General features: G+C 72.1%; 13 protein-coding genes. 6 read left to right on the top strand and 7 right to left on the bottom strand.

Features of this window, described 5'->3' with window-relative positions; translation table 11 throughout:
• The 3 genes from G5C65_RS23110 to G5C65_RS23100 form a co-directional block, all read right to left on the bottom strand.
• Nucleotides 1-1,244: betaine/proline/choline family ABC transporter ATP-binding protein (locus G5C65_RS23110; RefSeq protein ID WP_165300834.1), on the bottom strand; the 1,244-nt coding region annotated here is incomplete at its 3' end.
• Nucleotides 1,237-1,884, bottom strand: coding sequence for an ABC transporter permease subunit (locus tag G5C65_RS23105; RefSeq protein WP_165300833.1), 648 nt, complete (start codon nucleotides 1,882-1,884; stop codon nucleotides 1,237-1,239). The genes G5C65_RS23110 and G5C65_RS23105, both read right to left, overlap by 8 nt.
• On the bottom strand, nucleotides 1,881-2,399 hold the full coding sequence (locus G5C65_RS23100) for an Lrp/AsnC family transcriptional regulator (RefSeq protein ID WP_165300832.1): 519 nt from the start codon (nucleotides 2,397-2,399) through the stop codon (nucleotides 1,881-1,883). Before G5C65_RS23100 ends, G5C65_RS23105 begins: the two co-directional genes overlap by 4 nt.
• Nucleotides 2,400-2,546: 147 nt before the next feature.
• Here G5C65_RS23100 and hppD point away from each other — a divergent pair, with 147 nt between their 5' ends.
• Both hppD and G5C65_RS23090 read left to right on the top strand, forming a co-directional pair.
• On the top strand, nucleotides 2,547-3,743 hold the full coding sequence (hppD, locus tag G5C65_RS23095; protein WP_165300831.1) for a 4-hydroxyphenylpyruvate dioxygenase: 1,197 nt from the start codon (nucleotides 2,547-2,549) through the stop codon (nucleotides 3,741-3,743).
• Between the two features lie 102 nt (nucleotides 3,744-3,845).
• Complete coding sequence (locus tag G5C65_RS23090) at nucleotides 3,846-5,213, top strand: FAD-binding oxidoreductase (RefSeq protein WP_165300830.1); 1,368 nt, start codon at nucleotides 3,846-3,848, stop codon at nucleotides 5,211-5,213.
• Nucleotides 5,214-5,256: 43 nt separating this feature from the next.
• On the opposite strand, the gene G5C65_RS23085 is transcribed toward G5C65_RS23090, so the two are convergent.
• Entirely contained in the window at nucleotides 5,257-5,520 is a 264-nt protein-coding gene (locus tag G5C65_RS23085) for a hypothetical protein (RefSeq protein ID WP_206442169.1), read from the bottom strand.
• Nucleotides 5,521-5,803: 283 nt separating this feature from the next.
• Here G5C65_RS23085 and G5C65_RS23080 point away from each other — a divergent pair, with 283 nt between their 5' ends.
• Together G5C65_RS23080 and G5C65_RS23075 are read left to right on the top strand one after the other, a co-directional pair.
• Nucleotides 5,804-6,073, top strand: a complete 270-nt coding sequence (locus tag G5C65_RS23080; protein WP_165300829.1) for a hypothetical protein — start codon at nucleotides 5,804-5,806, stop codon at nucleotides 6,071-6,073.
• Entirely contained in the window at nucleotides 6,066-6,410 is a 345-nt protein-coding gene (locus tag G5C65_RS23075; protein ID WP_165300828.1) for a hypothetical protein, read from the top strand. Before G5C65_RS23080 ends, G5C65_RS23075 begins: the two co-directional genes overlap by 8 nt.
• Nucleotides 6,411-6,426: 16 nt before the next feature.
• Here the strand turns inward: G5C65_RS23075 and G5C65_RS23070 are convergent, their stop codons facing one another.
• Nucleotides 6,427-7,002: a winged helix-turn-helix transcriptional regulator gene (locus G5C65_RS23070; RefSeq protein WP_165300827.1), complete on the bottom strand. Its 576-nt coding sequence runs from the start codon at nucleotides 7,000-7,002 to the stop codon at nucleotides 6,427-6,429.
• Nucleotides 7,003-7,119: 117 nt separating this feature from the next.
• Between G5C65_RS23070 and G5C65_RS23065 the strand changes: the two genes are divergently transcribed.
• A complete protein-coding gene (locus tag G5C65_RS23065) occupies nucleotides 7,120-8,598 on the top strand; it encodes an MFS transporter (RefSeq protein ID WP_420903351.1) in 1,479 nt (492 codons plus the stop codon).
• Here the strand turns inward: G5C65_RS23065 and G5C65_RS23060 are convergent.
• Both G5C65_RS23060 and G5C65_RS23055 read right to left on the bottom strand, forming a co-directional pair.
• Nucleotides 8,549-8,905 carry a hypothetical protein gene (locus G5C65_RS23060; RefSeq protein WP_165300826.1) on the bottom strand — a complete coding sequence of 119 codons (357 nt, stop codon included), beginning with the start codon at nucleotides 8,903-8,905 and terminating at the stop codon, nucleotides 8,549-8,551. The genes G5C65_RS23065 and G5C65_RS23060 overlap by 50 nt on opposite strands.
• A gap of 75 nt (nucleotides 8,906-8,980) precedes the next feature.
• Nucleotides 8,981-9,466: an SsgA family sporulation/cell division regulator gene (locus G5C65_RS23055; protein WP_165300825.1), complete on the bottom strand. Its 486-nt coding sequence runs from the start codon at nucleotides 9,464-9,466 to the stop codon at nucleotides 8,981-8,983.
• Between the two features lie 272 nt (nucleotides 9,467-9,738).
• Between G5C65_RS23055 and G5C65_RS23050 the strand changes: the two genes are divergently transcribed.
• On the top strand, nucleotides 9,739-10,079 hold a 341-nt coding region (locus G5C65_RS23050; RefSeq protein ID WP_165300824.1), incomplete at its 3' end, for a DUF2510 domain-containing protein.

Here is a 10,079-nt window from a genome sequence, read left to right as displayed (position 1 = left end):
GGCCCGTCCCCCCGCTCCTGCGACGCCTCCTGCTGCTCCTCCAGCCGGTGCTGGTGCTCGACGGCCTCCATCCGGTCCTCGTCGAGGAGTTCGTGCACGGAGTTCATCAGCGTCTCCATGTCCACGACGCCGGTGTACTCGCCGCGCTTGCCGGTCACCGCGACGCGGCCCGCGTTGTCGGTGAGCACCGCCTCCAGCGCGTCGCGCAGCGTGGCGTCCCGGGTGACCGTGTCGTTCACCAGCGTTCCGGCCCGCGCCAGGGAGCCCTTGGCGCGCATCAGGTCGCCGCGCCGCAGCCACTTGTACGGGCGCCGGTGCCGGTCCAGCAGCAGCACCTCGTTGACGTGCGCGGCCGTACCGGATCCGAGCAGTTCGAAGATGTCCCGCAGCGGCTGCTCCATGGTGACGGTGGGGAAGTCGACGATGGCCACGTCCCGCACCCGGGTGAGGTTGAGCCGCTTGAGCGCGGCGCCCGCGCCGACGAAGCCGGAGACGAAGTCGTCGGTGGGGTTGGTGAGGATGGCCTCGGGGGTGTCGAACTGCGCGATGTGCGAGCGCTCCCGCAGCACCGCGATCCGGTCGCCGATCTTGATGGCCTCGTCGAAGTCGTGGGTGACGAAGACGATCGTCTTGCGCAGCTCGTGCTGCAGCCGGATCAGCTCGTCCTGCAGATGGTCGCGGGTGATCGGGTCGACGGCGCCGAACGGCTCGTCCATCAGCAGCACCGGCGGGTCGGCCGCCAGCGCCCGTGCCACGCCCACCCGCTGCTGCTGGCCGCCGGAGAGCTGGCGCGGATAGCGGCCCTGGAACTCGCCCGGCTCCAGCCCGACCAGGTCCAGCATCTCCTCGACGCGCGCCCGGGTGCGGGCCTTGGACCAGCCGACCATCTTCGGCACCAGTGCGATGTTCTGGGCGACGGTCATATGCGGGAAGAGCCCAGACGCCTGGATGGCATACCCGATCTTGCGGCGCAGCTTGACCGCGTCCATGTCGGTAACGTCCTCGTCGCCGATGCGTATCCGGCCCGAGGTCGGCTCGATCAGCCGGTTGATCATCTTGAGCAGGGTGGTCTTGCCGCCGCCGGAGGGGCCGACGAGGATCACCGTCTCGCCCGCCGCGATCTCCATGCTCACGTTGTCCACGGCGGGCTCGGAGGCGCCCGGATAGCGCTTGGTCAGGCTCTCCAGCTGGATGGGGGCACCGGACGCACCGGGCGTCGCGGGTGCGGCGGAGGTCTCAGGCACGGATCCCCCTCGAAATGGTCAGCCGGCCGATCAGCACATACCCGGCGTCGAACAGCAGCGCGAGGATGACGATGCCGAGGGTGCCCGCGAGCACCTGGTTGAGCGCGTTGGCGCTGCCGAGGGAGGCGACGCCCCGGAAGATCAGGTTGCCCAGCCCCGGGCCCGAGGCGAACGCGGCGATGGCGGCGATGCCCATCAGCATCTGCGTGGCGACCCGGATCCCGGTGAGGATCGGCGGCCAGGCCAGCGGCAGCTCGACCCGCAGCAGCCGGCCCAGCCGGGACATGCCGATCCCGCGCGCCGCGTCCACCAGCGCGGGGTCGACGCCCCGCAGCCCCACGATGGCGTTGCGGACGATCGGCAGCAGCCCGTACAGCGTCAGCGCGATCACCGTCGGCGCCACCCCGAGGCCCGCGATCGGGATCAGCAGGCCGATCATGGCCAGCGAGGGGATGGTCAGAATGCTCGCGGTGGCCGTGGTGGCGAGGTTGCCCGCCCACTCGCTGCGGTAGGTGAGGACGCCGAGCAGGATGCCGATCACGGTGGCCGCCACCATGCACTGGAAGACGGCGCTGGCGTGCTGGAACGAGTCCGCCAGCAACTGGGCGTGCCGGTTGCCGAGGTATTCCCAGAAGTTCACTCGGTCCCCTTCCGTCGCTCGGTGGGCCCGGGGTGCTCCCCCGGAGCGTCGCCCGATGCCGCCTGCCGCACCAGCGGGACGATGCGCAGCGGCACCGGGTTCTCCATGACGATGGCCGTGGAGGCCCGGACGATGCCATCAAAGCCGACGACCCGGTCGATCACCCGCTGGAGATCGGCGTTGGAGCGCGCGACGAGCCGGCAGAGCATGTCGCCGTGGCCCGTCGTGGTGTGCAGCTCCAGCACCTCGGGGACGGTCGCCAAGTGCGCCCGTACGTCCGCCCCCTGCCCCTGTTTGATCTCCAGCGTGGCGAACGCGGTGACCGGGTAGCCGAGCGCCGCCGGATCCACATCGGGTCCGAAGCCGCGGATTACTCCACTCGCCTTAAGCCGGTCCAGCCGGGCCTGCGCCGTGCCGCGCGCCACGCCGAGCCGCCGGGACGCCTCCAGCACCCCGATCCGGGGCTCCTCGGCGAGCAGTTCGAGCAGCCGTCCGTCCAGTCGGTCGATGGCCATGGCATTCCTCTCCGTAGCGCTCTGCGGGGTGGGGGGAGGTGAGCAGCTTGTACAGATCGCCCGGTGGAGTCGGGCATTGCCTGGACATGATGTCCAGTGATTACGCAAACTATTGCGCACCTTGTGGACTGGCGGGAGCCTTCCCCCATGACTACTGCACCTCAGAGGGGAACCCACCAGACCCCCGACGCCCCCGACAGTGCCCGGCAGGCCGACCCCTTCCCGGTCAAGGGGATGGACGCGGTCGTCTTCGCCGTGGGCAACGCCAAGCAGGCCGCGCACTACTACTCCACAGGCTTCGGCATGCGCCTGGTCGCCTACTCCGGACCGGAGAACGGCAGCCGCGAGACCGCGAGCTACGTCCTCGAATCGGGCGCCGCCCGGTTCGTGTTCACCTCCGTCGTCAGGCCCAGCAGCGACTGGGGCCGCTTCCTCGCCGACCATGTGGCCGCGCACGGCGACGGCGTGGTGGACCTCGCCATCGAGGTGCCGGACGCGCGCGCGGCGTACGCGTACGCCGTCGAGCACGGCGCGCGCGGCATCGAGGAGCCGCACGAGGTCACGGACGAGCACGGCACCATCGTGCGCGCCGCGATCGGCACCTACGGCGTCACCCGGCACACCCTGGTCGAGCGCGGCGGCTACGACGGGCCCTACCTGCCCGGCTTCGAGACGGCCAAGCCGCTGGTCGCGCCGCCCGACAGGCGCGCCGGGGGCGTGGGGGCGTCCCCCACAAGGTACTTCCAGGCGATCGACCACTGCGTGGGCAACGTCGAGCTCGGCAGGATGGACGAGTGGGTCGGTTTCTACAACAAGGTCATGGGCTTCACGAACATGAAGGAGTTCGTGGGGGACGACATCGCGACCGAGTACAGCGCGCTGATGTCCAAGGTCGTGGCCGACGGCACCCGCAAGGTCAAGTTCCCGCTGAACGAGCCCGCAGTCGGCAAGAAGAAGTCCCAGATCGACGAGTACCTGGAGTTCTACGGCGGCCCCGGCGTCCAGCACATCGCCCTGGCCACCAACGACATCGTCGCCTCGGTGCGCGAGATGCGCGCCGCGGGGGTCCAGTTCCTGGACGTCCCCGACTCGTACTACGAGACGCTGGGGGAGTGGGTGGGCGACACCCGCGTCCCGCTCGACGAGCTGCGCGAGCTGAAGATCCTCGCGGACCGCGACGAGGACGGCTATCTGCTGCAGATCTTCACCAAGCCGGTCCAGGACCGGCCGACGGTCTTCTTCGAGATGATCGAGCGGCACGGCTCGATGGGCTTCGGCAAGGGCAACTTCAAGGCGCTCTTCCAGGCGATCGAGCGGGAGCAGGAGAAGCGGGGCAACCTGTGAGGCGGTGCGCCCGCTGACGCCCTGAGCCCCGGTGCCGGGCGAGAGGTCAGAGGGGGGATCCGACGGGTTCCCCCTCGATCAAACGGCTGGGACCCTGAGGGCATGAGTGAGCTGATCGCCCGGCTCCGGGAGGGCCTCCCCGGGGACGCCGTCGTCACCGACCCCGACATCCTGGGCGGCTACGCGCACGACATGGCCAGCTTCTGCCCCGCCGGCACCCCGGCCGCCGCCGTGCTGCCCCGCACCACCGAAGAGGTCCAGCACGTCATGCGCACGGCGACGGCCCTGCGGACCCCGGTCGTCCCGCAGGGCGCCCGCACCGGGCTGTCCGGCGGGGCGAACGCCACCGACGGCTGCGTCCTGCTCTCGCTCACCCGGATGAACCGCGTCCTGGAGATCAGTCCGGTGGACCGGATCGCGGTCGTCGAGCCCGGCGTCGTCAACGCCGACCTCTCCCGCCAGGTCGCGGCGCACGGTCTCTCCTACCCGCCGGATCCCTCCAGTTGGGAGGAGTGCACGCTCGGCGGGAACATCGGCACCGCCTCCGGCGGCCTGTGCTGTGTGAAGTACGGGGTCACCGCCGAGTACGTGCTCGGGCTGGACGTGGTGCTCGCCGACGGGCGGCTGCTGCGCACCGGCCGCCGCACGGCGAAGGGCGTCGCCGGGCTCGACCTCACCCGGCTGTTCGTCGGCTCGGAGGGCTGCCTCGGCGTCGTCGTCGGCGCCACGCTCGCGCTGCGCGCCGAGCCGCCCCGGCAGCTCGCGCTCGCCGCCGAGTTCCCCTCGGCGAAGGCCGCCTGCGAGGCCGTGTGCCGGATCATGGAGGCCGGGCACACCCCCTCGCTGCTGGAGCTGATGGACCGTACGACGCTCCGCGCGGTCAACGCGCTCACCAAGATGGGGCTGCCGGAGTCCACCGAGGCGCTGCTGCTCGCCGCGTTCGACACCCCGGAGCCCAGCGGCCCGCTCGCGGCCGTCGGCGCGCTGTGCGAGGAGGCGGGCGCGAGCGCGGTCGTCCCCGCCGACACCCCCGCCGAGTCGGAGCTGCTGCTCCAGGGCCGGCGCGCGGCGCTGGTCGCGCTGGAGGCGGTCCGCGGTACGACGATGATCGACGATGTGTGCGTGCCGCGCAGCGCGCTCGCGGCGCTGCTGGAGGGCACGGCCGCCATCGCGGAGCGGCACCGGCTCACCATCGGCGTCTGCGCCCACGCGGGCGACGGCAACACCCACCCCACCGTCTGCTTCGACGCACGGGACGAGGACGAGGCGCACCGGGCGCGCGCGTCCTTCGACGAGATCATGGAACTCGGCCTGCGGCTGGGCGGCACCATCACGGGAGAGCACGGGGTGGGCGTGCTCAAGCGGGAGTGGCTGGCCCGGGAACTGGGGCCGGTGGGACTGGAGATACAGCGCAGCGTCAAGGCCGCCTTCGACCCGCTGGGCATCCTGAACCCGGGCAAGGTCTTCTGACGGCCCTGACCCGGGGTGCTGATCCCGCGCTGCTGCCGCGCAGTCAGGGGATCAGCAGCAACTCGCGCGTCGTGCCGTCCCGGTCCACGATCTGGATCTTGCTTCCTTTGGCCGCTTCGCTCTCGATCAGGTCATAGACCGCACACGCCCGCCGCACCGTTTCGGTGATCGAGATGCCGCGGGCCTTGTGCTTCTGCAGCACCTGCGCCGTCGCCTCGCCGATGTTGACACTCAGTCGCGTCGTGGGGCCGGGCCTGTCCTGACCGTCCTGCTGCGGATGCGCAACAGCTCTGTTCATCTCGGACATGAGGACTCCTCCGTATCAAGCAATGGGCGCGCAGGCCCGGACGATTCCCCCGGCGCCGCTCTCTGTGTCCCTACCAAGCTTGGAGGGCAATGCGGGCTCTGTCAACCAAAGAGATGCACTCGATGTGGATCCTGTGTGTAACAGGTGTGCTTCGAATGCGCCGTCCGTACGGAGCGCGCGCGGGGCGCCATGGTAGCCTTGCGATTTCGTAGAGTGACGGGAACTGAGAGGGCTGGCCAACCGTCCCCAGACAGACGGAAGTTACGGAGAGGGGGTGACGGGAGTGTCGACTTCGCAGGACCCGCGGCCCCACCATCAGCAGGGACACGTTCCGGCGTCCTGCCCCTGCCTCCGGTCGGACGCCGAGGCCGTGTGCCCGCGGCTGCGCGCCCCGGACGCGGTCGTGCGCCCCTACGCCGAGGCCCCGGCGTCCGGCCGCGCCGTCCCGGGCCCGCTGTTCGAGAACGAGGTGCCGGGGAGCGGGCCGGTCGCGCGGCTCCGGGACACCGACGCGTCCCCGTGCGCCCCCGACTGCGGGGGGAGCCGTGAGTGAGGGCCCCGCGGAGGACGGGGTGATCCAGGGGTCCTCGGCGGGGCCGGCGTACGTCGTGTCCGGCGAGCTCCGCGAGGACGAACCGCCCAGCCAGGGCCAGGTCTACTCGACGCCCGAGATGCACATCCACCAGACCCGAAGGGCGCTCGCCATCCGGCTGTTCTGGCTGGTCGCGGTCGTCGCGGTGCTGCCGATCCTCGCGCTGATCCTGCAGCGCTGGACCAAGTTCACCGAGGCGGACTTCCGCGAGGTCAGCACGCTGTTCACGCCCGTCGTCGCACTCGCCTCGGCGGCCTTCGGCTTCTTCTTCGGCTCCGACCAGCGCAACAGCCGCTGACGGCCCGGCCCGGCCGTCAGCGGCTGTTGCGCTGCTGCTCGGCCGCGCCGCTCCCCGTGGGTACCGTGTCCAGCGGCTCCAGCAGCCGGTGCGGGCGCAGCATGGCCCGGCTGACCGGGTCCTGCCGGTCGGGGTGGTCCGCGCCGGGGCCCGGGTGCACCTCGATGTCGCCGGGCGGCACCGTGCCCAGGCCGCACTCCGGGCACCCGCCGGCCGGGTCCAGCCGGCAGCCGCACGCCTGGTGCAGAAAGTACCGCCGCACCGGGCGGGAGCCGGAGGCGTGCGCCTCGCCCCAGGCCAGCAGCGCGTAGAGCGCGGGCCACAGCTGGCGGCCGCGCTCCGTGAGCACGTACTCGTCGCGCGGCGGCGCCTGTTCGTAGCGCCGCTTCTCCAGGATCCCGGCCTCGGTCAGCGTCCCCAGCCGGGCGGAGAGCACCGCGCGGGGCACGTCGAGGTGGGCCTGGAAGTCGCTGAAGCGGCGCACCCCGTAGAAGGCGTCGCGGACCACCAGCATCGTCCAGCGCTCGCCGACCAGCTCCAGCGTCCGGGCGAGCGAGCAGTGCTGCGCCGCATAGCCCTTTTTCAGTGCCATACGGCCAGCTTACCCCTCCATGGTTCATTCACCGAACCAGCGGTGCTAGGGTCGCGTCCCTGTTGGTTCATTCACCGAATCCACTATTGGTTCATTCACCGAATCTAGGAGTCTGTCGTGGAGACCCTGCCCGGGTTCCGGACCTCACGGGCGCCGCGGCGCCCCGCGGCCCCCGAAGCGGACGGAGCGGACGGAGTGCCCGGAGCGCCCGTACGCGGCGCCCGTGCCGTGCTCGCCACCGTGGCCCTGGTGACGCTCGTCGCCCTGATGAACTACACCGCGCCGATGCTCACCCTTCCCGGCATGACCGCCTCCTTCGGCACCGGCGTCTCGGGCCAGGCGTGGCTGATGAACGCCACCCCGCTCGGCCTCGCCGCGCTGCTGCTGGTCTCCGGCAGCCTCGCCGACGACTACGGGCGCAAGCGCGCCTTCGTCACCGGCACCGCCGGGCTCGCCGTCACCGTCGCGCTGGGCGCCGCGGCCCCCTCCACCCTCATCTTCACCCTCGCCCGGATCGCCCAGGGCTTCGCCAGCGCGGCCGTCATCGCCAGCAGCCTGGGCCTCATCGCGCAGGCGTTCCCCGCCGGGCGCCACCGGGTGCGCGCCATGGGCGTCTGGGGCGCCGCCCTCAGCGGCGGCATCGCAGCGGGCCCCGTCGCCGCCGCCGGACTCGGCACCCTCGACTGGCGGGTCTGCTACGTGCTCTACGCCGCCGCCGCGCTCGTCCTCACCGCCATAGCCGCCCGCACCCTGCCCGAGTCCCGCGCCCCGCGCCCCGGAAAGCCCGACCTGCTCGGCGCGGCGCTGCTCGGGCTGGCGCTGACCGCGCTGCTCGCCGCGCTCACCGTCGGCAGGGACGGCTGGCTGCGGCCCGCCGTCGGCGGTCTCGCCGGTGCGGCGGCCGTGCTGCTCGCCGCCTTCGTCGTGGCGGAGCGCCGCAGCTCGGCGCCCATGCTCGACCTCGCGCTCTTCCGGCGCCCGGAGTTCCTCGGGGCCACCAGCGGCGCGCTGTTCGTCGGGCTCGGCGTGATCGGGCTGTTCAGCTACTTCCCCGCGCTGCTCCACCAGACCATCGGGATGCCCGAACTCGGCACCGCCTGGCTGTTCTGCCTCTGGTCGGGCACGGCGCTGCTGGTGGCGCTGCAGGCCAAGCGGCTGCCCCCGCAGTTCACGGCCCGGCACCAACTCGCCCTCGGCTTCGCGCTGTCGGCCGTGGGGGCGCTCTCGATGCTGGGCGCCATGCAGGCGGGCTCCTGGGCGCGCACCGTCCCCGGCTTCCTCGTCGCGGGCGTCGGCAGCGGACTGCTCAACGCCGCGCTGCCCCGGCTCGCCGTGGAGAGCGTGCCCGCCGACCGGGCGTCCATGGGGTCCGGCGCGAACAACACCGCGCGCTACATCGGCTCGTCCATGGGGCTCTCCCTCACCATCGTCGTCGCCACCTCGGCGCCCGGGGCCGACTCCGCGGACGCGCTCGCACACGGTGCCGACACCGCGCTGCTCACCGGCGTCGGGCTGATGCTGGCGGGCGCCGTGACTGCGCTCGCCTTCAGGGAGCGTACGGCCAGGAGGAGCCGGGCCGCCGGGGCAGCTCGCTGACCGGAGCGGCAGCCGGGCCCTCCGCACCTCCCGTCCGGACCCGGTCCGGGGGCACCCGGGCCAGCTCCAGCAGCGCCGCCACCTCCCGCTGGAGAGCGGGAGTGTAGAGCTCCCGCTCCTGGTCGGTGAGCTCGATGTCGATGGGCGCGCTGCGGCGGGCGAACGCGGCGTTCACCCCGCTCATCACCTTCAGCAGCAGCTCGAAGGAGGCCGGGTCGAGACGTTCCGCGAGGTCGCGGAGGCGGTGCTCCACGCGCAGGCCCGCCTCCCGCACAGCGGGCACATGCTCCTCGTCGTCCTGTGGCATAGGCGGAATGATGTCGGGTTTCCTCTCTCTGACGGACCAATTCCGGTAACCCGCTGGGCGGTTGCTGGCCTTCCGCTACGTTCCGCTCTCGCGGCCCTCATCGTTCTGCCACGGGTCCGCGAGGTACAGCTCGTCCCCCGGGGTCGGCGTGGCCGAGCGCAGCAGCGCGCTCAGCCCTTCGTCGATCTCCAGCGCCTCCCGCTCCCGGCCCGGCGGCACGACGCGCAGTGTCCGCTCCAGCCAGGCCGACACCGGCAGCGACGGTGCCTCCAGCAGCGCGTCCCCGTCCGGCGAGGTCAGCGCCATGCAGATCACGTCGCGGGAACCGACCTTGGTCGGCCACACCCGGACGTCCCCCTGTCCGCACGGCCGGAACACCCCCTCCACCAGCAGTTCGCGGGAGAAGGTCCAGTGGACGGGGGAGGCGGAGCCGATGTGGAAGACGACGTGGACGGCGAAGGGGTCGTCCGAGCGGTAGCAGAGCCGCACGGGGACGGCCGCACTCCGCTCCGGGGAGAGCACGAGCTTCATCTCCAGCTCACGTTCGACGACGGTGTGCATCAGGGGTGCCCCTTCCGGTTGTGCCCGTGCCGCTGCCGCGGCGCTGCACTGGAGAGAGGGCGGAGGTCAGGGTTTCTTACACGGCTTTCGGCGACGAATTCCGGCCACCCAGCGCGGCGCGGGCCCACGCCGCGGGGTCGCTCGAACGCGGTCAACCGCGCGGTCTCGCTCCGCCTGTCGCCGCCTTCTTCGTTACTGTCCTCCTTGGGCCGACGGGCAGCCCCGTCCGGCCACCAGCGCAGCAGACTCGTACGTGAGGGGAGTTGGGGGCAGTGGGGCCTTCCGGTGCCAGTGGCGATGTACCCCGTTCGGGGTATTACCCGGATCCGTCCATCCCCGGATATATCCGCTACTGGAACGGCTCCGCGTGGGTGCCGGGCACCAGCCGCCCGGAGCCCCGCGAGGGCGAACCGATGCCGGAGCCGCCCGCCGTCGCGTCCTCCGCCTCGGCGGCCGGGCCCGCGCACACCCCGACGGCGCCGTCCGGCGCCCCGTCCCCGCGCGCGGAGGAGACCGGCCCCGTCTTCTTCGACGAGGAGGACGGCGGCGAGGGCGTTGTGCCGGGGGCTGGAGCGGAAGCCGGCGGCCCCCCGGACCCACGAACCCCCAGCGC

The sequence above is a fragment of the Streptomyces boncukensis genome (assembly GCF_011045075.1).
Classification (GTDB): Bacteria; Actinomycetota; Actinomycetes; order Streptomycetales; family Streptomycetaceae; genus Streptomyces; species Streptomyces boncukensis.
Note: the sequence above shows the minus strand (reverse complement) of the source record. Positions and strands in the feature narration are given on the sequence as shown.

Coding starts and splice junctions, on each gene's coding strand:
- G5C65_RS23100 (WP_165300832.1), bottom strand. CDS start 2,399: ATGGCCATCGACCGACTGGACGGACGGCTGCTCGAACTGCTCGCCGAG.
- hppD (WP_165300831.1), top strand. CDS start 2,547: ATGACTACTGCACCTCAGAGGGGAACCCACCAGACCCCCGACGCCCCC.
- G5C65_RS23090 (WP_165300830.1), top strand. CDS start 3,846: ATGAGTGAGCTGATCGCCCGGCTCCGGGAGGGCCTCCCCGGGGACGCC.
- G5C65_RS23085 (WP_206442169.1), bottom strand. CDS start 5,520: ATGTCCGAGATGAACAGAGCTGTTGCGCATCCGCAGCAGGACGGTCAG.
- G5C65_RS23070 (WP_165300827.1), bottom strand. CDS start 7,002: ATGGCACTGAAAAAGGGCTATGCGGCGCAGCACTGCTCGCTCGCCCGG.
- G5C65_RS23060 (WP_165300826.1), bottom strand. CDS start 8,905: ATGCCACAGGACGACGAGGAGCATGTGCCCGCTGTGCGGGAGGCGGGC.
- G5C65_RS23055 (WP_165300825.1), bottom strand. CDS start 9,466: ATGCACACCGTCGTCGAACGTGAGCTGGAGATGAAGCTCGTGCTCTCC.